Source organism: Marinobacter sp. BW6 (genome assembly GCF_008107725.1).
Lineage (GTDB): Bacteria > Pseudomonadota > Gammaproteobacteria > Pseudomonadales > Oleiphilaceae > Marinobacter.
Window position 1 is genome coordinate 261,813 of sequence record NZ_VIRN01000035.1, and the last position, 21,666, is coordinate 283,478.

Sequence of the window (21,666 nt, forward strand, 5' to 3'; positions counted from 1 at the left end):
TGTCTCCTAGAGCTGAATCCAGCGGCTGAGCACCTCGCGCAGCATCTCCTTGCGAACAGGTTTGGCCAGATAGTCGTTCATGCCGCAGTCGAGACAGCTCTTTTCGGTTCCGGGCAGTACATCCGCAGTCAACGCAATGATCGGCGTGCCAATCTGGCCGTTACTCTGTTCCCATTCCCGGATATAACGGGTGGCTTCATAACCGTCCATCACCGGCATCTGGCAGTCCATCAGAATGATGTCATAGCCCGTGTGATTGGTGGTGACTCGCTCCAGTGCTTCCTTGCCATTGTTGGCGGAGTCCGTCTGGAATCCCAGCCGCTTGAGCATGGCGGTGGCCACGCGCTGGTTCACTGGGTTGTCCTCCACCACCAGTGCATGGCTGGTGCCATTGATGGCTTCCCTTGTGGGTAAACCGGAAGGCTCTGGCGGGCCGGCCTGATTGGCCAGCTCGAAGGGCAGCTCAAACCTGAACGAGGAGCCCTTACCCAAGTCGGTTTCCACCTGAATGTGACCACCCATGAGTTCCACCAGGCGTTGGACCAGAGACAGACCCAGGCCGGTGCCACCATATAGCCGGCTATTTCCGCCGTCCAGCTGTTCAAAGGAATTGAAGATGTCCTGCAGGCGCTCCACCGGAATGCCAGAACCCGAATCGCTTACCGAGCAGTTCAAAATGACGCAGTTGTCTTCCAGGGCGAAACAGCCTGCCTGAATGTTGATAAAACCGTCGCCTGTAAACTTGATGGCGTTGTCAGCCAGTCCGGCAAGTATTTGGCGAAGCCGAGCCGGATCGCCAACCACAACCGGGTTGTCTGGCCAGTCCCCGTAGAATTTAAGATTGAGCGCCAGGCCCTGTTGCTCAGCCACGTGTCGGTAAGTGGCTGTGCAGTTGGAAATCAGTTCACGAAGGTCAAATTCCTGGCTCTCGAGCTTCAGGGTGCCGCTGTCCATTTTCGAGTAGTCGAGGATATCTCCGATCACCGTGAGCAGATCCTCTGTGGACTGGCGAGCGGTATTGAGATACTCCCGCTGGCGGTGAGAAAGCGGGTCTTCCTGGATTAGGTCCACCATGCCGAGAACCCCATTCAAGGGTGTCCGTAACTCATGGCTCATATTGGCCAGGAACTCGGATTTCGCCTGGTTTGCCATTTCCGCCTTTTCGCGGGCGCCTTCCGAGGCGGCCAGTGTCTGGTCCCGGGCCGTTTTCAAGGCGGCCAGATGTTGAGCAAGCTGGTTGAGTTGCTCTTCAATGGCGACGATCTCCCGGGAACTTTGATGGGTATTAAGCGGACGTTCCCGGTAGTCGCCGTCGGTCATTTTTCCGATTCGCCCAGCGAGATCCCGGATTGGCGCAAGAATCGTCCCGAGAAAATGATTGATGATCAGAATGGTAAACAGAAGCAGGGCTACGCCCACGGCAATCGAGGTCCAGAGAATATCCTGTTGCCTTTCGGCGAGAATGTCGTGACCAACGCCAACCTGAACAGTGCCAACGCGCAGGGAGCCCGAGCCGAAGCCGTAGTCCGGTTCAAACCATTCAGCGGTTCGCTCTGTACCAAACTCCAGGGGCTGCTGGAGAATGTCGGCTTCATAGATACGATAGCGCTCCGGCATATCACCGGGATTCACCGGTTTCTGGGATACGAAGCCGATCTGGTCTCCCATAACGTCGGAAACCCGGATCCAGTCAGCTTTGCTGCGCCGCAGTGACTGGGAAAGGATCTGATCCAGGGCCAGGGTGTTCCCGGAAACAACGGCGTATTCCAGGGCAGGGGCCAGGCTGTCTGCAAGCATCTGGCTGCTGTCGGACAGATCCCGGCGCGCATCTTCCAGGCGTGCGGAAGTGAAGAACACCATCAGCACGATGAACATAACAACGGCCGGCAGTGCTCCCAGGAGCAACAGTTTTCGGGACAGGGGGCGCTGCTGTCTGCGGGTATTACTCATCAGACGCCTCCCCTTTAATGGTCAGTTGTCGATCCACCCGTGTGGCAATGTCCTCACGGCTGGGCAGTGGGATGTTCAGGGAACGCGCCACCTGGGCATTCACATCTACCCGGAATTCTTGCGGATAGGCGGGTGGTGGAAACTGTCCGGTCTCGAAAAACGTGGCCAGAAAGTCACCGGCCATCTCAACCATTTCCGGAAACGGGCCGTAACTGGACGCCAGGGAACCCGCTTTCACATAAGCCTGAGTCGGCCCGATGACGATTTGATTACGGCGGTAGGCGGTGAGCAGAATATGTTTGATGGTTCTTGGGTTGTATATGGCACTGTCCGGGGCGGCCAACAGAAAATCTCCGTAACCCAGGGCCCGGACAAGTGTTGAAATCAGGTTGTCGTTGCTTTCGACCAGAAATATTCTGGCCGACATGCCATAGGCCGGCAGCTCATCAATCAGAGGTTCGTAAAGTTCCACCGAGTCTGCGGTTGCCAGCAGGGCAATCTTGGTCGCCTGGGGGAGGATGGCCTTTCCTGTCAGGGCCTGGCGAATCAAGGGGACGTCGTACAAAACAGCGGTGATCTGTCCGGGTGACCGGCCCGCAAACCCTGAGATAAACGGTCGGTCAACGAGCATGGCCAGTATGGGTGCGGAACGGTTTGCCTGGCGAACGCGGGAAAAAGCGGAAGGCCCGACGGTGATAATCGGACCGTTATCCAGAGTTGACAGCTGGTCGTCAGAAACCTCGGTCACGGAAGTTGCAGGTTCCAGTTCCCCTCTCAGGAGCTGGATGAGGTGTTGATCAAGCGCCGCGTTGCCAGAACCGGCAAAGTAGACGGTTCTGGCCGGTGATTCCTCCGCGATGCCGAACGTGGAGTAAACGGTCAAAAGCAGAATCCAAAGAGCCCTTGTTAAAAGGCCCCGGCTTCCGCATCCGGACCGCTCTCGGTGAATCATGCCTGTACTTCGCTCCATACCGTCCAGGGCTCGTGCTTTCCTTGTTTAACTTAGAAACGAATACCAGCTTCAACAAAAAACTGGTTCTGGTCCTCAATCCGGTTATCTGGGCTGATCCATGGCTTGGGGTTGAGATAATGCTGGATCGTTAGTGCCAGCATATAGCTGTAATCGGTTTTGTCCACCCGGCGTGCGATTCTGAAATCGGCACGCTCAAACCGGGTATCCCTTACCTCATTGGTCCAGTACATTGACGCTGAGGTCATGAACCCCATCGGCAGATCCTGAATCCAGGCGAAGCTTCCGGAATCTCGCGCGGAAAGGCGGCCAAGCAGGTCTACGACTTTATCCTGAGTGTTGGCGGGTAATGAACTATCCCCAATGTAACTTCCTTCCTGCTCGAGGTAGGCATAGGTGGCCCGCAGTTTTGTCCCCGAGAAATCCAGGGAGGTTTCTAGTTCAACTCCCTCCTGTTCCAGGTTCACATTGTTGGCTATGAACCACTCTTCCTCATTGATAAAGCCGCTAATCATGTCGCGGAAGTAGTCGTTGAAATAGCGAACTTCGACCGACAGGATCGCTCGCTCCAGATTGAACTGACCAAAATAGCTGATTTCTCGGGACGTTATCCACTCTTCTTCAAGTTCTTCGCCATAGGTTGACGTTGTTTGATCGAGCAGGTCTTCGATCAGGATCCGTGATCCTTCGAGTACCTCGAAAGGAGCCTGAACGTTCCTTGGCGTGTAGGACCAATCCGGGTTTTGCTCGAAAGCATCGGGTGTTCTGACTGCCCGCGAGAAAACAAACCGCAAAGCGTGATTGTTATTGAAGATGAAGTTGGCGGCAGCGCGGGGCGAGAAATAGTCCTGGTCGGTCGTTGTGGTCCTTTCCCAATTGCCGCCTGCGTTGAACGTCAGCCATTGGAATGGCGAATATTCTGCGTTAGCGAATACGCGTGACTGGTGGTTATGGCCCTTACCGTTGAAGTACGTCTCAGAGTTAAACGTATCCTTGCGGTAACCCACTCCCGAGACCAGCTTGAAATCGTCACTCAGAATCAACGTGTCCTGAAGCTCAATTTCCTGACGAGTCTCTTCGAGATCCTCGTTCAGATCAGCGATAAATGGTCCCTGATCTTCGGGGAAGGGTGGAACACTTGGCGGCAACAGGTCATTGAAATCCTCTGCCGGGAATGAAACCGTCCACCGCTGCCGTTGGCGCTGGTTCTGATAGCTCGCCTGGATATGATAGAAATGACTCGGAGAGGTCGCTCCATCAAATCGGACATGGAGGTAGTAATCATCAATGATGATGTCCGGATTTGTAGTGGCCCCCAGTTTTCCGGACTTCTCAAGATCTTCTTCATTTACACCGTCCAGTACACCCGCACGGACGTCAATCGAATGCTGGTGGTCAATTCGGAACACACTGTCGAAATTGAAGTTGTTGATGTCGTGACCATCATGAAATGGGATTTCCTGGCCGCCATCTACCTGAGAGTCGAACCCGTCGGATTTGCGCTTCTCATAGGACAATCGCCAACTCTTATCGGCATCGGTGTCGCCAACAGAGGTAAACGTGCGAAGGTGCCCGCGCGAACCGATTGATGTGTAAGCCTCAACGCCAGCCGTATCATGGGGGGAACGGGTAATGATGTTGATGCTGCCGAGAAACGCATTGATACCGTAGGCCGCAGAATTTGGTCCGCGACTCACTTCAATGCGTTCGATATTTTCAAGCGCTACGGGCATGCTCAGCCAGTCTACATCCGCCAGGCTGATTCGGTAGGCGGTTCGCCCGTCAATCTGAACTTGCAGTCGGCGCTGTTCGTACTGGGAAGTACCGTGGTAGGTTGCTACGGGGTTGGTACTGCCCCAATGGCCAACCACCATACCGGGAACCAGCCTGAGCGCTTCAACCAGGGTCATGATGCCGAGATCACGTATCATGTCCCCGGTAATGATCGTAGTTGTCCCGGGCACCCTGAGTTTCGACTGACGCAATCGAGTGGTGGTCAGGACTTCGGGGATTTCGCTTTGTTCGCCTTCAAGGGCGAGTAAGCCGGGTATGAAATCAGGTGTGTCAGTCTGGCCAAGAGCGGCAGCCGGAAGCAGCGTGGACAGAGCAAGGCTGAGGCCGAGGCAGGTTCCGAGGGGGCGGCGTGCACCCGTTCCTGCCATTTTTGTCGATTGATGCATGGTTGACGTTCTATAATCTGCCGAGAAAGTGGTTAAAGCGATTTTATTATGATTTTGCCCTATCGTAAGGGACTACACACTGTTTGTCTCTCTGAAATGTAATGAATCTCGGCGCTGGAGTTGCAGTTGTATGAATTGTTGGGAAATCCTTGGAATTGAGCCAACCGGCGACCGCCGTAGAATCCAGGATGCGTATGAGCAACAGCTTAAATTTGCCTCTGAAGACGAGGCGAGGCGCCTGGAGCAGGCCTTCCGGGAAGCGGTGGGCGATGCGCCGGCGCCGGTAAAGCCGGCTGACGACGCTGTTCAGACTGAACAGCACAGTCAAAGCCAGGATGAGGAGCCTGAGCGCCCGTTGGATGCCAATGAGGGGCAGGTGGTTCGAGAGGTTGTCATTCAGATCAAGGCCCTGCTGAATGACTCCTCCCGCAGCAAGGACGCTGGCATCTGGAAAGCCATTCTGGCTGAGCCACCGGCTGATGAGCCGCAGTTGCGACGTGAGATTGGCCGGCAACTGGAGCCCCAGGTGCGACCGATGGCTGAAAACGGCACTTTCCCGGCACCGGTTGCCCAGTTTCTTGGGGAATGGTTTGGCTGGTTTGCCATCGAGGAGGCTCCTGAGGAAGCCGACGAGCGAAAGTACCCGGAGCCGGGCATGGCGGAAGAACAGGATGAGCAACCACCCCAGATGGTGAATTTCTGGCCGGCGGTGATTGGCTGGATTGTTGGTCTGGTGATTCTTGCCACGCTCTTTGGCGGGATGGGCGGCGGTTAACTCCGCCCGCCCGGTTAGCTCAACTTATCGGCGTTCGCCTGTTCGATCTTTTCGCGGTACTTCTGCGCCAGTATCGCCCCGACTATCACCTGTATCTGGTTGTAGCACATGATCGGTAATACGATCATGCCGAAACCGGGATGGCCGGAAAACAGCACCTTGGCCATGGGCAGGCCTGACGCAAGGCTCTTTTTCGAACCGCAGAACACCACCGCTGCCTCATCCTCCAGGCTAAAGCCGAAACGCCGTACCAGGAATTTCGCAAACACCATAAACAGCAGCAGCAAGCCCAGGCATAGCCCGATGGCGAACAGGATGGCCTGCAACGGCAGGTTTTCCCACAATCCGCTTTCTACCGAGTGTGAGAAGGCGGAATAGACAATCAGCCAGATCACGCACTGGTCATACCGCGACATCAGCGTTTCGTTTCTGCCGAGGAACCCTCCGAGCCAGGGTCTGAGGGCGTGACCAACCGCAAAGGGCAACAGCAATTGCAGGATGATGTCTTTCAGGGCCTCCGCTATGGAGAAGTCCCCACCGCCAGAGGTGCTCACTAGCAGCAATAGCAGGAACGGCGTCAGCATCATACCGAAGACATTCGAGGCGGCTGCGCTGCAGATGGCTGCGGGCACGTTGCCCCTGGCCATCGCTGTATAGGCGATAGAGGAGGAAACTGCGGAGGGGAGCACCCCCAAATAAAGGAACCCAAGGCCTAGATCCTTTGGCATCCAGGAGGGCGCTATGTCGCTGAGCCCGTTGATCGGTAGCACCGCCAGCGGAAAGAATATGAAAGTGAGCGACGTGATCAGGATGTGCAGGCGCCAGTGGGTGGCGCCGGCAATGATCTGCTCACGGGACAATGCCGCGCCGTGGAAAAAGAAGAGTAGGGCGACCGCAATCGTTCCGGCAGTTGCCAGAGCGTCCCCGGCCTGGCCAGTGGCGGGCAGGAAGGTCGCCAATACGATGGCGCCAAGCAGCAGCAGAGTGAAGGTGTCGATCCGGAACTTCATGAATCAGGGCTCCCGGCGCTTGAGTGCCTGAAGGCTCGGTTTCAAGAGTTCTCTGGCCAGGGTCTCCGCTTTGCTCTCATCCTGCCTTCTTACAGCAGCGAGCAACAGTTCGTGGTCTTCCTGGGAAGGCTCTGGCAGATCCGTGTCGGTTTCAGTCTGCTCGATGGTCTGGCTGACGGCGTGAGAGAAGTAATCGTAGAGTTCTACCAGGGCCGAGTTATGGGAGGCTGCTACCAGCGCGTGATGGAAGCGTTCATCGTGGTGGATTCGTGCCTGCAGGTTCGCTCCGGCTTTGGCGCGTGCATCCAGTGCTGTGGTCATATGCCGCAAATCCTGATCTGTTCTCCTGCCCGCGGCCAGCTTGGCCGCCTCGGTTTCCAGCATGATTCTTACCTCCAGCTGGTCCGCCAGCTGGGTGCGGGCAATCCTCCGTAATGTTTCTCCGGCATCGCGGGTGGCGCGCACGTAGGTGCCATCGCCCTGGCGGGTTTCCAGCATCCCGACGTGGACCAGTACTCGAACCGCCTCGCGCACGGTATTGCGGCTGACCCCAAGGGAGTCGGACAGCTCCGATTCCACGGGTAGGCGATCGCCGACGGACCAATCGCCTTTCTCGATAGCGTTTCTCAGGCTCTCTATGGCGGTCTCTACCAGAGAGCCTTTGCGGATACGTTGCAACATGGTGTCTATCATCCCTCAAACCGATAACCCAATCATCCTATGAATGCAGTCGAGCTTCAAGAGAAAGTCAAACCGGCTACTTAACCCTTGGACTACCCGGGGTACAGAAACTGGTAATCAGCGGTATCGACGCGCCGGGTGGCAAACCGGTAGGTGAAGGTGAATCCCGGCCAGTTAATGGTGTTACGGCCATTGGCATCCAGGTACCAGGAGGTGCAGCCGGAGCTCCAAACCGTGTCTTCCAGGCCCTGTTGCACCACCTGGGTGAAACGGTCCTGACGGTCCTGACGGACATCCATGGCGGAGTGCGGGTATTTTTCGAGAGCTTCCAGACACGCCAGAACATATCGGAATTGGGATTCCAGCATGTAGAGGATTGAGTTGTGGGCCAGGTTGGTGTTTGGCCCATACAGCATGAACATATTCGGGAAGCCACTGACAGTGATGCCTTTGAAGGCGGCTGCGCCGTTCTGCCAGGCCTGGTTCAGCGTCTTCCCGTCCCGGCCAGTTATCCGGATGGGGGATAGAAACTCCGAGGCCCGGAATCCGGTTCCGCAGATAATGGCATCCACGGGATGGTGGTGCCCATCTCTGGTGATCACGCCGGTTTCGTCAATTCGTTCGATCGGATCAGTGATCAGATTCACGTTAGGCCGGTTAATGGCCGGATACCAGTCATTGGAAATGAGGATACGTTTACAACCGATCTTGTAATCGGGAATGATCCTTTTCAATTTGGCGGGATCCGTAACCCGCTTTCGCGCCTCACGTTTCGCCTGATTGGCGTAATACTCCAGCAGGCCGCTGAATCTGGTGAACGCCAGGGCTCGGCTCTCGTTTTTCCAGTAAATCAGATAGCGGTAGAAACGGTCCCAGAGCGGCACTTTCTGGAACAAGGTCTGCTCCCAGGTCTTGAAAGGACGGTCCGGTTTGCGCAGCACCCAGGCAGCCGAGCGCTGGAACAGGTCCAACTGTTTCACCTTCCGCGCAATCTCCGGGACAAACTGGATGGCACTGGCCCCAGTACCGATGACGGCCACCCGTTTACCGGTCAGGTCGTAATCGTGATCCCAGCGGGCCGAGTGGAACATCTTGCCCTGGAAGCGATCCAGGCCGTCGAGTTTTGGCCAGGCAGGTTGATTGAGTTGGCCGGTGGCGGTAATCAGCACGTCGGCGGTCAGGTGCTCGCCGTTAGCCAGGGTGACTGTCCATTGATTCGAGTGATCGTCAAAGGTCGCATCCTGGACCTCCGAATGGAACCGTATGTGACTGCCAAGCCGGTATTTTTGGACGCAGTGCTCCATATAGCCGAGTATTTCATGCTGCAAGCCAAATTTTCGCGACCAGTCGTGTTTGGGTTCGAACGAATAGGAGTAGAAGTGGGACTGGACATCGCAGGCGGCGCCGGGGTAGGTGTTATCGCGCCAGGTGCCGCCAACACGGTCGGCCTTTTCCAGCAGGGTCAGGTTCGTGAAGCCTGCCAGTTTCAGTTTTATGGCCATGCCAAGGCCACCGAAACCGGTACCGATAATCAGAATGGACGGGCGTTCACGGAGGTTGGCTTGGTTCATGATCAGATGTCCGGCGTTATTATTATGGTCTTTCCGGTTGAGTATACGGATGTAACCGGCCCGGATGGATGGCATTTTTCTCCAGACGGGCTAGTCAGAATGACCAATCGGTGTCCTGGTCAGGAAATTGTCCTCGCTTTGTGACAGGAGCTCTCGCAGAGCCGGTGTCTCGAACTGGCGCCGGATGCTGATGGCGTAAAACTCCTCGAAGACGCCGGGCAGGGCGCCGTAATCTGCCAGAGTTCCACTTTTCATTTCGTCCCGCACGACCACCGGAGGCATGATGGCAAAGTGACCGGTGTCCCGGGTCAGCAGTCGCATCATGGCCATATCGTCCACTTCAGCGGCAATGTTCGGGCGCAGTCTGTGGTACTCGCAGAGCTGATCAAAGGCCTGGCGTATGTTGTTGTCCGGCCCCGGAACGATCAGGCTCCTGCCGCGCAATACCTCCGCAAAATTGCCCTGAACATCGATCCCCCGGGGCCCAATGATGCTCACGGGTTGTTTTGCAATCAGCCGGGAGCGCCAGGGATTCTGTTCATCACCCTGGACAGACTGGTTAGCCAGGATCAAATCCAGCCGGTGGGCTGAGAGCCGTCTGAGCAGTTCATCGATGTGGCTGCTTTGCAGGCTCAGCTCCAGGTCTTCCCGGTTCAGCAGCGGCTGGAGGAAACCCTCCTGGAAGTTCCTGGACAGCGTTGCAACTGCGCCGATCCGCAGGATTTCGCGGTTGGGCTGAGCGCCTGAGGCAAACAATGCAGTCAGCTCTTCACCCTGCCGGAAAATCTCCTCGGCATAGGAAAACGCCATTCGCCCCGCTTCCGAAAGTTTCAGCCGCCGCCCCTCTCGGATAAAAAGATCATGCCCCAGGCTCTCCTCGAGCTTTCTTATCTGGCCCGACAGGGCGGACTGGGAAATATGCAGCGAGTCGGCAGCGCGTGTCAGGTGGCCGGTTCGGGCGACTTTCCAGAAATAATACAAATGATGGTAATTGAGCTTCACAGTCGTTCGTTCTCAAAAACAGAATGAAGTGATCAGTATAAACCATTTTTTATATGTGATGGACAAGGGCAAAGTACATGCAAACAGGAGGTTTGTAGATATGAATCCAATCGCCGAATTGTCATCGCTCGTGATCCTCGCAACCTGGCTGCTGCTGCCGGTGGGCCTCTTTATACTGGCCGGTTTGAGTGGTTGGCTGAAGAGTCCCCTCAAGTTAAACCACTGCTGGCGCATTGCCGGATGGATGATGGTGGCTTCCATGGCCGCGTCGCTGATGGTGGCAGTTTTACTCCTGATTGAATCCCGGCTTGGCAGCGATGGCCAGAGCCTGGCTGCCCTTGGCGGGCGTTTTGGCCTTTATCCGGACGGCATTGCCGTCTGGATGGCCATGATGGTGGCCTTCATCGGATGGGTGATCCTGCGCTTTGCCGACAATTACCTCAGTCAGGATCCTGGTCGCGACCGGTTTCTTCCCTGGTTGCTGGTGACGGTTGCCTCCGTTCTGGTGCTGGTGTTTACCAACCACCTGTTGATTCTCGCGGGCGCCTGGATTGGTGTCAGTCTGGCCCTGCATCACCTGCTCACCCTTTACCAGGACCGGCCTCAGGCGCGTGTGGCGGCGGTTCAGAAGTTTATTGTCAGCCGTGTGGGTGATGCGCTGGTCATCTCCGGTGTGGTGGCCCTGTATTTTCACTACGGCACCTTCTACCTGCCGGAAATGGTCCAGAGTGAGGCCGCTCGTGCTGGCGGATCAACCGCGCTGACGTTTGCTTCGGTTGTTCTGGCCCTGGCGGCAGTCCTCAAGTGCGCCCAGATTCCCTTCCACGGTTGGCTGATTCGGGTTATGGAAGCGCCCACACCGGTATCGGCGCTGCTCCACGCCGGCGTTATCAATCTCGGTGGGTTCCTGTGGCTTCGTCTGTTCCCGGTGTTCGACGGATTTACGGCGGGTCACATGATTCTGCTGGTGATTGGCGGAATGACCGCGGTTGTTGCGGTCCTGACCATGATGACCCAGTACTCGGTCAAGCACGCACTGGCCTGGTCAACCTGTGCCCAGATGGGATTCATGCTGTTCGAGATTGGTATGGGGGCATACACGCTGGCCTTGCTGCATTTGCTGGCGCACTCACTGTATAAGGCACACTCTTTCCTGGCCTCCGGTCGCACCGTGGCAGTGTCTGCGGCAAGTCGTTTCCCGGAGTCTCCGTCGGCCAGTCGGCTGTTCTGGGCAGGCTCTACAGGCCTGGTGGCGGCTGGCATACTCTTCCAGGCGCCCTGGATTGTGGAGAACAACCCGGTATTCGCAGCGCTCCTGGTGCTTGCGGTGTCTGCGGCTGCAATGGGTATTCCGGCCGGAGCAACTGCCGCCGTAAAGCTACGGCTTGCAGGCCTGGCGGTACTTCTGGTCCCCGTGTACTCACTGCTGCACTTCCTTGTTGGACCGGCGGTGCCCGTGCACGAGGGGTTCGCTATCCCGACGACAGCCTGGTCGGTTGGTTCTGCAGTGGTTGCGCTATTGGCCGCCTGTTCCCTGTTGATCGTGTTCGGGTCGCGATTCCCGGCAACCCGCGCCCTCTGTGCCCATTTCCGCCAGGGTCTGTATCTTGAGTTGCCGTTCGACCGGCTGACACGCTTCCTGGCGGCGGAAGCCCTGAAGGTTCCCACCATGTTCCGCCGGGTTCCCCATCATCCGTTCAGACTGGAGGAGAGATCATGAGTAACGTCTGCGTGTCGGTACCTGAGCTGCAGGTTATCAATGATGGCTGGCGAAAGCCGTTCCGGCAGGCCTGCGACCTGATCGCTCCGGTCTGGCCTCTGGATCAGTGGATTGCCGTTAATCCGTTCTGGGGCCTGCGGCACCTTCCGGCGGCGCGGGCTGATCAGGTGCTTGGTGAGCGGGGCGGCTTCAGCATGCTAATGCCAACAGAATACTACCGAGAGGCATGGGCGGGCGGCCGGATTCGCGAGGAGGATCTCCAGGCCAGTATCGCTGAGCGTGGTCACGAGCGGAATACGGCCTGGTACCTGGATTGGCTTGGTCGCAAGCCTTCCATAGCAGCGCCCCTGAGGAGTTCCATTCTCGATACCTTCAAGCAAGCGAGCGGCAACGATGAAGTAAGCGGTTTGGCCGATACAGTCTGTGACCAGGTCTCACGAGTTTGTGGTGCTTTCTTTGATCAGCGGCAGGGTCGGTGGTCTGCTGCTGGCGATAACGCCTCATCGGACCTGTTCCAATTCTGGCTGGAGTCAGTCCGACAGGACCTGTCACTGGATTTCAGTACCGGACTTAAAGGCGCCAGGGCCTACTTCAAAACCGTGCCTGACAGCATGGACGAGGCGATATTGGATGCTATCAAGCGGATTCGTGTCTCCGGAGAAGACCTGGAGGCCCTGTGCCACAGCTTGTTACTGAGAGTAAATGGCTGGGCATCCTGGTGCCGGGGCGAAGACTGGCGGGCAGGCCTGGAGGGGCGTTCATCTGATCGCTGCGCGCAAATCCTGGCGATTATGCTGGTGTGGGAGTCTGCCGGTGTAGCCTTTGCCTCGACGGGCCAGAGGGCAGAATGGCAGAGGCAGAGGGCCCGGGCACGTCGCAGCGGCGACCACAACGATCAAAGAAGACTTTGGGTCTGGCAGCGTGCCTTAGAGATTGGCTATCAGCGCACTTTGTGGCGGGCGCTTGGGTCTGCCCACGCTAAACAAGCGGTGCCGGACTCTGAAAGTGAAATTCCGCTCGCTCAGGCCGTATTCTGTATTGATGTTCGCTCCGAAGTGATGCGTCGCCATCTTGAGGAGGTCTACCCGGGAGTGCAGACGCTCGGTTTTGCAGGCTTTTTCGGCATGCCAATTGACCATCAGCAGCATGGACCGTTCGCGCCGGCCCGCCGTCTTCCTGGTCTGTTGCCAGCCTCATACCGGTTGGTCGATACCAAGGGGAGTTTGAGGGAGGACCTGGCAGAGAATCGTTCTCTGGATCAGAGGGAGATCGCCCGGGAATCGGTTCGAAAGGCGAAATACACCAGTCTGTCGACTTTCACACTGGTTGAAACGACCGGGCTGGCCTGGGCCTGGAAGCTGGTAAAAGACTCATTAAAGAAAGGCCAACAGCCCAGGCAGGAACAGAGTGTTGAGGGCCGGTTGGTGCACAATCATGGGGGGGATCCGCTGTCGGATGCCGAAAAGGTAACTCTGGCGGCAAACATGCTCCGTGGTATGTCACTAACCAGTGGTTTTGCGCCATTGCTGGTACTGGTGGGCCATGGCAGCCACACCGATAACAACCCGAACCAGGCCGGTCTTGACTGCGGCGCCTGCGGTGGTCAGAGCGGCGGCGTGAATGCGCGACTTGCGGCCGGCCTGGTTAATGATCCCCAGGTTAGGGCGGGGCTGGCAGCTGAGGGCATCAAGATCCCGGACTTTACATGGGCGGTCGCTGCGGTGCATTGCACCGCGACTGACAAGGTGACGATTGCAGATCGCCATTTGGTCCCGGATTCCCACGTACAGAAGCTGGCGGATCTTGAAGCCGGGTTTGAGGAGGCCGGCATCCGCGTTCGTAAGGAACGTGCCACACCGCTGAAATTGAACGGACTGGACGACGACAACCTCAAACAGGCCATGGAAACTCGAACCCGGGACTGGTCCGAGGTTCGCCCGGAATGGGGCCTCGCCAACAACGCAGCGATTGTTTTTGCCAAACGGACCAAGACTCGGGGCTGCGACCTGTCGGGTCGGGTTTTCCTGCACGACTACGACCCCGCCCTGGATGCTGATGGCGGCCTTCTTGAGGCGCTGCTTTCGGCACCCATGGTCGTGGCCAACTGGATCAACCTTCAGTATTTTGCGTCGGTCACCGTTCCCGAGGTGTACGGCTCGGGCAACAAACTGCTGCATTCGGTGGTTGGAGGTAACGTCGGTGTGGTGGAAGGCAACGGAACGCACTTGAGAATCGGCCTGCCGTTGCAGTCGGTTCACGATGGCACTCATTGGCGTCATGAGCCGCTTCGTCTTACTGTTCTGATCGATGCGCCGGCGGACCGAATTGAATCAGTTCTGCATCGGCAACCGGATGTGGCCGCTCTTGTGGAGAATCAGTGGGTCAGTCTGCATCGGATGTCCGGCCAGGGTGCGGAGCGCTACGACAATGGTTGTTGGGTCGCCGTATCGTGAGGGAAGGGCGGCCATCACAGGTCGCCCTTGTTTTCCTTATTCCTGTTCGCCGTTCAGCAGCTCGGGTTTCTTGAGCGCCTTCTGGAACAGGTCTTTGTCCTCTGCGATGGCCATGGCGCAACGTTCGGCCAGTTCGTCCCCCAGACCTTCAACTTTGCGGCCCAGGTATACCTGAATCTCTTCTGCCAGTTCCAGTATCTTGTCCCGGGCGTCGGCTTCGGCTTTTGAAGTGAACAGCATCGTCTCAGGATTTTTCAGTGCCATATCCAGGCCGTCCCTATCAGAAAAGTAGACTGCTTGTACTGCCATGGTTATTCCTCGCAGTGGAGTGCATATTACTGTATAAAAAAACAGTATAACTGAGCCGTCATTCGGGTGCCAACGCTATTCCAAGGAAAGCCGAAGACTTAATTTACATACGCTCACATCTCAGGGGTGCTGAGGCTCGTAAAACAAACATCTGCGCAAATCCAGTCCGGGAATCGGGTTTAAATTGAGCGACTCAGGGGGTGTTCAACGTTGTCCGCAGCAACTTTCTCGAAACGGCGAATAGTTCTTCCAGCCGTGGTTGCTCTCATTGTGGGCGTGGCGATCAGTCTTGCCCTGGGAAGGCTGTTTTATGTCGAGGAATCGAGAGCCATTAAACTGGGATTCAAGTCAGACATAGATCAGCTCTCTGGCAGCATCGAACGAGAGGTTCTCTTAAACCTTGAAATCCTATACGCGCTCAAGGCAGCCGTTGGAATCATGCCCGAGATGACCCCGGCCCGCTTTGGGACCTTGACCAGGAATGTGCTGGATCGATCTCCTGCCATCCAGGCGTTCGCCTGGGCGCCGTTGAAAGAGCCGGATCAGCTTACGGATTTCATTCGCAAACAGAGTGAGGATTTTCAGGACTTCAATGTCACCGAGACCGGTCTGGAGGGACTGGTTCCCGTTAAACCACGGGATTTTTATGTGCCGGTCCAATACATTGAGCCGCTTGCCGATAATCGCGCGGCCCTTGGTTTCGACCTTGCCAGCGAAGAATCCCGCTTCGAAGCGCTCTCTCTGGCACGGGCGACTGGAGAGATGGTGGCTACGGCAGGCATCCGCCTGGTTCAGGAACCTGAGGATCAGAAAGGGTTTCTCGTCTTCGCGCCGTTGTACAAAATCCAGCCGGGAGCTGCGGAGTCAGCGGCAGAAGCTTACCATTATGGTTTTATCAACGGTGTTTTTCGTGTCGGAGAGCTGGTCGAGCAGGCTGTTGGCAGCGAACTCAGAACAGATCTGTTGTTGGAAGTTATCGATCGCACGAACGGCGGGGAGAGCCTGCTTTACAGGTCGAGAAAACCGAGCGCGCAAGCCTGGCGGTTCGACGACCGATACCGAGCAGGGGAGTTTGAGATCGCGGGCCGTCAATGGTCGGTCGAAGCGGTCCCTTCGGCCGAATTAATCAGTGAGAAACGCGGCGTATTACCGGTTTTTGTCAGTTCCTCCGGCATCATTCTTGTTTGTGTGGTGGTCGGTTACTTCCTTGCCGGTGCCAGAAGAAACCTGCAACTGAGCGAGGCCAAGGCCAAGCTGGAGCGGATTTCACTTACCGATTCGCTTACTGGTCTGGCAAATCGGCGGCATTTCGATACCGTGCTTGAGCATGAGATTCGCCGGGCCAATCGTGAAAAAACAAACCTGTCATTGATCATGATCGATATCGATTTCTTCAAAGAATACAACGACGAGTATGGTCACCCCGCAGGCGATCATTGCTTGCGACAGGTCGCAGGCGTTCTCAGGGATATGGCGAAAAGGCCCGGCGATCTGGTGGCGCGTTACGGTGGCGAGGAATTCGCCATCATCCTGCCTGATACCGACAATCCCGGAGTTATTGCCGAGTCCTGTCGAAGAGCGGTGCTCGATAGGGCAATCCCGCACGCACTGTCGTCGATTGCAGGCTGCGTGACGATCAGTCTGGGCGTGGCCATGACGTGCGAGGCAACCGAGGTCACGGCCGAAGAGCTTGTCGACAAAGCTGATACCGCCCTTTATGGAGCCAAAGACGCAGGGCGTAACCGGGTGTGCCGAAGCTGAGTCAGTACCTCAGTAAAGCCGAACCCCAGGTGAAGCCACCGCCAAAGGCCTCCAACAGAAGCACTTCGTTGCGTTTGATTCGCCCATCACGAACGGCAACGTCGAGGGCCAGGGGAATGGATGCGGCAGACGTGTTGCCGTGTTCATTAACCGTTACGACCACCTGGTCCATGGACATGTTCAGCTTCTTTGCCGTGGCCGAGATGATGCGAAGATTAGCCTGGTGCGGAACCAGCCAATCGATCTCCGATTTCTGCATCTGGTTAGCCGCAAGGGTTTCGTCAACGATCTTGCCCAACGTGTTTACCGCCACTTTGAACACTTCGTTGCCTTTCATCTCAACAAATGCACGTCCAGCCTTGACCTGGTCGTAGCCATCGGCAATGCCGCAGGGCACGTGAAGTAGATCCGCATACTGACCATCGGCGTGAATATGGGTAGAGAGGATGCCGGTTTCTTCATCGGCTTCAAGGATCACTGCTCCGGCACCATCCCCGAACAGGACACAGGTACCACGGTCTTCCCAGTTAATGATGCGGGAAAAGACCTCGGCGCCGATAACCAGCGCTTTCTTGCTGCTTCCAGTCTTAATGAACTTTTCTGCCGTTGCCAGCGCGTAAACAAAGCCGCTGCAGACGGCCTGTATATCAAAGGCAGGACAGCCATGGATGCCGAGGCGCGCCTGGAGGATGCAGGCAGAGCTGGGAAAGATCTTGTCCGGCGTGGATGTGGCGAACACGATGAGATCAATGTCTTCCGCCTTGATGCCTGCTGCGTCAATGGCGTTCTTGGCCGCCTGCTCGGCAAGATCAACGGTAGTCTGACCTTCGATGGCAATGTGACGTCTTTCGATTCCCGTGCGCTCGCGAATCCACTGGTCGGTTGTGTCGACCATTTTCTCAAGGTCTTTGTTGGTAACAATATTGTCCGGCAGGTAGGAACCGGTGCCGGTGATTCGTGCAAAGGTCATTCGCAAGTGTCCCGAGGCGTAACTGGATAACGTACTACCATGCTATACCCATGCAACGTCGTGCGTAATTAGCGATTTGTCAAAGACGCCCAGAAACTGGCAGGCTCGTCTATGCTGAAGGTGATCAGCCTTGATCAACACTCTGCAAAGAAAAGGAGAGTAAAACGATGGGCATTTCCAGCCACGAGCTTCACGTAGAATTCCCGCAGTACCGAGACCTGATTCAGGAACTCAAGAGCAATGATCTCAGGTTCAACGAAAAGCTTCAGGAGTACACGCATCTTGATCACGAAATTGAAGGGCTGGAAAAGAGAGACTCTCCCATTGGCGACGACAAACTGCACCGCATGAAGCAGAAGCGGGCACAGCTTAAAGACGATCTCTACCAGGTGTTACTTTCAAACGCCAAGGCGTCATAACGCTGCAATCAAAATCACACAATATTGAAACAAAAAAATGCTTGGAGCCCCTGTTTATAGGGGTTTCCAAGTATTCAGAAAACTCCTCGTCAGGCCTAGAATAGGATCCTAATTAAACAAGGTCCCGGTTTTTACAGACTGCAATTCGGGTTGACTAAGGAGTTATGAAATGAAAAGAGCTGCTTCTCTATACAAAGGCTGGCGGATGAAGCGCAACTTTATCCACATGGTAATGACAATGGATCGGCATTTGCTGAACGACGTTGGATTTTCCCCGGAAATGGTTGAGCAAAAGCTGAGCACACCGTTCTGGAAATTCTGATCAACGCGGTGGTTGGCGTTGGCTTCGGTAACCTGCTGAGCTGATTGAAATTTAATCAGTCTCGCAGGTTACATGTTGTCACAAAAATGAAATATCCTGTTGTTATTACAGCGTTTTTATCTCAAAAAAGTCTAAGAAAATTGATCTGAATCTGTATTCTCTCTTACTGGATCCGATTATAGTGTCGCTACCTCCAGAACCAGACCGGTTCACCCTGAAAGGAGAGCTTGACGATGATCCAGGAATTCCTTCAAAGCACCTTGCCTTTAGACTCCTCCGTTACCCTCAAGCGTTCAGATACTGAACCCGACACTGAATTAGCCCACGTCCGTAGTGAAGCCTTTGAGATCGTATCCGATGCCGGTGAAACTGTCGGCTTTGTGAAAGCCTGGGAAGATGACCCCAGCTTCCGTGGCTACGTTCATTTTGATTCCGACGGCAACGTGATCGACTGGAAGGTCTTCAAAGACCGGTTGCAGAGCTGACGCTCACACCAGCCAGCCAAAAAAGAAATCAAACAGTGCGCTGAAAAAGCCTCCGCCAGAGCTTCGCGGTCTGTCGGCCACTGTCTGGTTTTCCCGTGCAGGGGTGTCGATCTGTTCAGTCGTTGATGGTTCGGTTTTCGTTGTCTCCGGCTCTGCTTGTCCTGCACTGGTGGGCTCGGTCGGAATCCGGGCCAGGACCGGGTCCTTGTCGGCCCGGGTTGCGGTTGGCGCCTTATCGACTATCTCAGGCTCCGGTTCGGGGCTCGGTTCGGGGGATGGTTCGAGGTTTGGTTGAGGCGACTCTGCAACCGCCGGCTCGGCGGTGTCTGAAATAACCACTTCAGGTTTTTTGGGACTTTCATCTTCAACTGGTTTTGAAGTTTCGTCTGTAACTATCTGAACAACTGATTTTTCCGTTTTCGGTTTTGCCGTTGATTGGACTTTTCCCGAGGATTTCTGATCGGCTTGCTGGGTGGGTTCCTGAACAGGTTCTGGCTCGGCAGTTGCAACTTTCGGGGTGACCGGCTTTGGCTTGGGTATGGATAATCCAAGCCCTTCCATCGAGTCCGTGCGACTACCAACAGAATTGGCGGTGATCGTTGCCCCCGATGGAACGTTTATGCCGAGCGCGTTGAGCGTGTCAGCATCCAGGTTGCCATTTGTCTGCAGCCCGTTTTCACTTTGATAGGCGCGGATAGCTGCACGGAGTTGGTTGTCGAGCCAGCCATCGGCGCGCCCGATGTCATGACCGGCACCGTAAAGTGCGTTTTCCGCGGCGAAAATGACTTTTTCGGGTTGGGAGGCGTGAGCACTGCCAAGGCAAGTGGCCGCTGCCAGCAAGGCAATGACAGAACCACGAATGCCTGGATTTCTCTGTGAATGAAAGCGCGTCATGGCGGGATACCTCCGGGCAGTCCGTTTCCGGTTACATTGTGTAACTTGAAACCCCAAGGTATCAGGTAATCATCTGCGCTCTCGTGAATTGGTTAACATCTGCAACCATTGTGTGTTCAGGATTCACTGGCCCTGAAGCGTCGCACGAGAGTATTTAGATCATCAGCCATGTCCGCCAGAGAACGGCTTGACTGGTTTACCTGGGAAATATCCCCGGCCAGCTCCTCAATGGCGCCACTGCTGATTTCCACGTTCTGAGTCATCTCCGAAGCCGTTGCTCTCTGCTGTTCGGTTGCACTGGCTATTTGAGTTGTCATTTCAACGATGCTGTTAACCGCCGCTAGAATGTCCGTCAAAGCCTCGCCCGATTTGCTGGCCTCCTCGCTGGCCTCTTCGGCCATCTGCTTGGCCTTGCTCATGTCTACGACTGCACCGGCCGCGCCACTTTGAAGCTGGGACACAATCCGCTCAATGTCGACCGTCGATTCCTGAACACGTTTGGCGAGACCGCGGACCTCATCGGCAACCACGGCAAAACCCCGTCCTGCTTCGCCGGCTCGGGCCGCCTCAATGGCAGCATTCAAAGCGAGGAGATTCGTTTGTTCCGCAATGCTTTGAATCACAGACAGAACATTGCCAATCTCGGCTGACTCGGTTTCCAGTTGCTGGATGCGCGTCGACCCTTTTTCCACCTGATTGGCGAGGTTGGTAACCGCACGAATCGCTGATCCAACCGTTTCCTGGCCAGAATCCGCCAGTGAGGAGGCCTTGCGGGCTGACTCGTCTGTCTCACTGGTGTTCGAGGCAATCTCTTCGGAGGTCGAGACCATTTCCTGCATTGCGGCGGACACCTGCGTGATCTGGTCGCGCTGTTGTTCAGAATTGGCGGTGGTACGTTCCGTAATGCCCGAAAGCGATTCAGACTCACCAGTCAGTCGGCGAGAAGCCGTAACGATGTTTGAGATCGTTTCCTCGAGAGTTTCGAGGAAGGTGTTGACGGCGCCGATGAAATCACCGATTTCATCCGGGCGACCAGGAGTGAGCCGAGTGGACAGATCACCATTGTTGTTGGCAATGTCGTCGAGGTAATCCAAAATTTCTGTCTTCGCCCGTTTCACGCTCGATCCCATCAGACGGCTCATCAGTACCGCAACAATGAGGCCGAGTACTGCCGATACCACGAAAGCGATAAGGGTGAATCTGAGCGCAAGATCAGTTGCCGACGTCGCCTCATCCGCTTCTACTTCAAGCGCATCAAAAATGCTGGCTTCAAGCTCACGGGCCATACTCGCAATTTCAGGCCCCAGAACGTCCAATTTGCTGGACTTCACGTCTACCAGAATACTCTGTTGCTCGAGCATCTCCTGAACGGCTGCGCGGTAGCTCCCGAGTTCTTCCACGACCGTATTGAGATAAACCTGGACGAATTCCGGGCCATTCTCTGCATCGATCAGGTTCAGTGCGTCGGAGAGATCTTCAATCGCCCAGCCCAGCGCCTTTTTCGAATCCTCGTCACCCTTTGCCAGATACCGTTCGGCAGTCATCCGCATGATCAGGGCATCGTTGAGGAGCTGCTCCAGTCCGGCTCTGAGCTCACTATCGGGCTCTCGGTTGGCGACACCGTTCAGCGCCAGCCTGAGCGCCTTTGTTGCATTGGGGCCGTGCTCGTCCAGCCTTTCATCGATAATGGTTAGGACCTGACGTTTTGCCGGCACCAGTTCATTTCTGAAGGCATCAATATAGCGGTTGGTGGTTTGTTCGATCCCATCGACAAGACGGGCGCGCTCTGGCTCCTGAATGTTTTCCTGGGCCTTCGCCATAACCGCGTTGAAATCTGACTCAAGCTCGTCAAAGCGCTCGAGGGTTTCCTCATTGCCTGACGCGTAGTAGTCGAAAACCCGCAGGCGCATTCTGTAAACGCTTATGACCGATTCTGTGCCAATCGCCGTATCCGGCGCCAGGTCCCTTGCGACAGTGTTCATTCGCTCGTCCAGCTGCTGGAACTCGGAAACACTGAAAAACGTGACTGCTGCAAAAAGAACTAAAATAAAAATAGGTGCAATCAATAGCTTGCCTGGAACACCTAATGTTCGTTCTGCGGATTCGAGGAAAGAGGAAGCCAAAGCGTAGCCCTTCTATCAATTTGTTTTATCAGTTATCGGCTCGGACTCTTAAAACTGAAGCTGTGTTTTCG

The 21,666-nt window shown here is 55.8% G+C and carries 18 protein-coding genes; 7 read left to right on the forward strand and 11 right to left on the reverse strand.

Annotated elements, in window-relative coordinates:
• Positions 1-6: 6 nt before the first annotated feature.
• From FMN52_RS01270 to FMN52_RS01280, 3 genes are all read right to left on the reverse strand, one after another.
• On the reverse strand, positions 7-1,950 hold the full coding sequence (locus FMN52_RS01270) for an ATP-binding protein (protein ID WP_148606913.1): 1,944 nt from the start codon (positions 1,948-1,950) through the stop codon (positions 7-9).
• The gene (locus tag FMN52_RS01275; protein ID WP_240339363.1) at positions 1,943-2,833 is read right to left on the reverse strand and encodes an ABC transporter substrate-binding protein; all 891 of its coding nucleotides are present in this window, start codon (positions 2,831-2,833) and stop codon (positions 1,943-1,945) included. Before FMN52_RS01275 ends, FMN52_RS01270 begins: the two co-directional genes overlap by 8 nt.
• A 119-nt stretch (positions 2,834-2,952) precedes the next feature.
• Positions 2,953-5,100, reverse strand: coding sequence for a TonB-dependent receptor (locus FMN52_RS01280; RefSeq protein WP_148606915.1), 2,148 nt, complete (start codon positions 5,098-5,100; stop codon positions 2,953-2,955).
• Between the two features lie 130 nt (positions 5,101-5,230).
• On the opposite strand from FMN52_RS01280, the gene FMN52_RS01285 reads away from it, so the two are divergent.
• Positions 5,231-5,875, forward strand: coding sequence for a J domain-containing protein (locus FMN52_RS01285; protein WP_148606916.1), 645 nt, complete (start codon positions 5,231-5,233; stop codon positions 5,873-5,875).
• Between the two features lie 14 nt (positions 5,876-5,889).
• Here FMN52_RS01285 and FMN52_RS01290 read toward each other — a convergent pair whose 3' ends face one another.
• From FMN52_RS01290 to FMN52_RS01305, 4 genes are all read right to left on the reverse strand, one after another.
• Positions 5,890-6,885, reverse strand: coding sequence for a bile acid:sodium symporter family protein (locus tag FMN52_RS01290; protein WP_148606917.1), 996 nt, complete (start codon positions 6,883-6,885; stop codon positions 5,890-5,892).
• A 3-nt stretch (positions 6,886-6,888) separates the two neighbouring features.
• Positions 6,889-7,566: a FadR/GntR family transcriptional regulator gene (locus tag FMN52_RS01295; protein WP_148606918.1), complete on the reverse strand. Its 678-nt coding sequence runs from the start codon at positions 7,564-7,566 to the stop codon at positions 6,889-6,891.
• Between the two features lie 92 nt (positions 7,567-7,658).
• Entirely contained in the window at positions 7,659-9,137 is a 1,479-nt protein-coding gene (locus tag FMN52_RS01300; protein ID WP_148606919.1) for an NAD(P)/FAD-dependent oxidoreductase, read from the reverse strand.
• Positions 9,138-9,227: 90 nt separating this feature from the next.
• Positions 9,228-10,139 carry a LysR family transcriptional regulator gene (locus FMN52_RS01305; protein WP_148606920.1) on the reverse strand — a complete coding sequence of 304 codons (912 nt, stop codon included), beginning with the start codon at positions 10,137-10,139 and terminating at the stop codon, positions 9,228-9,230.
• A 100-nt stretch (positions 10,140-10,239) separates the two neighbouring features.
• Between FMN52_RS01305 and FMN52_RS01310 the strand changes: the two genes are divergently transcribed.
• Positions 10,240-11,859: an NADH-quinone oxidoreductase subunit L gene (locus FMN52_RS01310; protein ID WP_148606921.1), complete on the forward strand. Its 1,620-nt coding sequence runs from the start codon at positions 10,240-10,242 to the stop codon at positions 11,857-11,859.
• On the forward strand, positions 11,856-14,312 hold the full coding sequence (locus tag FMN52_RS01315; RefSeq protein ID WP_148606922.1) for a DUF2309 domain-containing protein: 2,457 nt from the start codon (positions 11,856-11,858) through the stop codon (positions 14,310-14,312). The genes FMN52_RS01310 and FMN52_RS01315 overlap by 4 nt, the downstream gene beginning before the upstream one ends.
• A gap of 36 nt (positions 14,313-14,348) precedes the next feature.
• Here the strand turns inward: FMN52_RS01315 and FMN52_RS01320 are convergent, their stop codons facing one another.
• On the reverse strand, positions 14,349-14,621 hold the full coding sequence (locus FMN52_RS01320) for a YebG family protein (protein WP_148606923.1): 273 nt from the start codon (positions 14,619-14,621) through the stop codon (positions 14,349-14,351).
• 210 nt (positions 14,622-14,831) lie between these two features.
• Here FMN52_RS01320 and FMN52_RS01325 point away from each other — a divergent pair, with 210 nt between their 5' ends.
• Positions 14,832-16,382, forward strand: coding sequence for a diguanylate cyclase (locus tag FMN52_RS01325; protein WP_148606924.1), 1,551 nt, complete (start codon positions 14,832-14,834; stop codon positions 16,380-16,382).
• A 1-nt stretch (position 16,383) separates the two neighbouring features.
• Here FMN52_RS01325 and FMN52_RS01330 read toward each other — a convergent pair whose 3' ends face one another.
• Positions 16,384-17,352 (reverse strand): beta-ketoacyl-ACP synthase III, encoded by a 969-nt coding sequence (locus FMN52_RS01330; protein ID WP_064227976.1) that lies wholly within the window; start codon positions 17,350-17,352, stop codon positions 16,384-16,386.
• 167 nt (positions 17,353-17,519) lie between these two features.
• Between FMN52_RS01330 and FMN52_RS01335 the strand changes: the two genes are divergently transcribed.
• From FMN52_RS01335 to FMN52_RS01340, 3 genes are all read left to right on the forward strand, one after another.
• The gene (locus tag FMN52_RS01335) at positions 17,520-17,771 is read left to right on the forward strand and encodes a DUF465 domain-containing protein (protein WP_148606925.1); all 252 of its coding nucleotides are present in this window, start codon (positions 17,520-17,522) and stop codon (positions 17,769-17,771) included.
• A 169-nt stretch (positions 17,772-17,940) separates the two neighbouring features.
• On the forward strand, positions 17,941-18,093 hold the full coding sequence (locus FMN52_RS19825; protein ID WP_162851843.1) for a hypothetical protein: 153 nt from the start codon (positions 17,941-17,943) through the stop codon (positions 18,091-18,093).
• A 233-nt stretch (positions 18,094-18,326) separates the two neighbouring features.
• On the forward strand, positions 18,327-18,578 hold the full coding sequence (locus FMN52_RS01340) for a hypothetical protein (protein ID WP_148606926.1): 252 nt from the start codon (positions 18,327-18,329) through the stop codon (positions 18,576-18,578).
• Between the two features lie 3 nt (positions 18,579-18,581).
• On the opposite strand, the gene FMN52_RS01345 is transcribed toward FMN52_RS01340, so the two are convergent.
• Both FMN52_RS01345 and FMN52_RS01350 read right to left on the reverse strand, forming a co-directional pair.
• Positions 18,582-19,418: a peptidoglycan-binding domain-containing protein gene (locus FMN52_RS01345; RefSeq protein WP_148606927.1), complete on the reverse strand. Its 837-nt coding sequence runs from the start codon at positions 19,416-19,418 to the stop codon at positions 18,582-18,584.
• 170 nt (positions 19,419-19,588) lie between these two features.
• Complete coding sequence (locus FMN52_RS01350; protein ID WP_240339364.1) at positions 19,589-21,454, reverse strand: methyl-accepting chemotaxis protein; 1,866 nt, start codon at positions 21,452-21,454, stop codon at positions 19,589-19,591.
• Positions 21,455-21,666: the final 212 nt, after the last annotated feature.

Coding starts and splice junctions, on each gene's coding strand:
- FMN52_RS01315 (WP_148606922.1), top strand. CDS start 11,856: ATGAGTAACGTCTGCGTGTCGGTACCTGAGCTGCAGGTTATCAATGAT.
- FMN52_RS01280 (WP_148606915.1), bottom strand. CDS start 5,100: ATGCATCAATCGACAAAAATGGCAGGAACGGGTGCACGCCGCCCCCTC.
- FMN52_RS01320 (WP_148606923.1), bottom strand. CDS start 14,621: ATGGCAGTACAAGCAGTCTACTTTTCTGATAGGGACGGCCTGGATATG.
- FMN52_RS01310 (WP_148606921.1), top strand. CDS start 10,240: ATGAATCCAATCGCCGAATTGTCATCGCTCGTGATCCTCGCAACCTGG.
- FMN52_RS01290 (WP_148606917.1), bottom strand. CDS start 6,885: ATGAAGTTCCGGATCGACACCTTCACTCTGCTGCTGCTTGGCGCCATC.
- FMN52_RS01350 (WP_240339364.1), bottom strand. CDS start 21,454: ATGAACACTGTCGCAAGGGACCTGGCGCCGGATACGGCGATTGGCACA.
- FMN52_RS01300 (WP_148606919.1), bottom strand. CDS start 9,137: ATGAACCAAGCCAACCTCCGTGAACGCCCGTCCATTCTGATTATCGGT.
- FMN52_RS01340 (WP_148606926.1), top strand. CDS start 18,327: ATGATCCAGGAATTCCTTCAAAGCACCTTGCCTTTAGACTCCTCCGTT.
- FMN52_RS19825 (WP_162851843.1), top strand. CDS start 17,941: ATGAAAAGAGCTGCTTCTCTATACAAAGGCTGGCGGATGAAGCGCAAC.
- FMN52_RS01285 (WP_148606916.1), top strand. CDS start 5,231: ATGAATTGTTGGGAAATCCTTGGAATTGAGCCAACCGGCGACCGCCGT.
- FMN52_RS01330 (WP_064227976.1), bottom strand. CDS start 17,352: ATGACCTTTGCACGAATCACCGGCACCGGTTCCTACCTGCCGGACAAT.
- FMN52_RS01295 (WP_148606918.1), bottom strand. CDS start 7,566: ATGTTGCAACGTATCCGCAAAGGCTCTCTGGTAGAGACCGCCATAGAG.
- FMN52_RS01270 (WP_148606913.1), bottom strand. CDS start 1,950: ATGAGTAATACCCGCAGACAGCAGCGCCCCCTGTCCCGAAAACTGTTG.
- FMN52_RS01335 (WP_148606925.1), top strand. CDS start 17,520: ATGGGCATTTCCAGCCACGAGCTTCACGTAGAATTCCCGCAGTACCGA.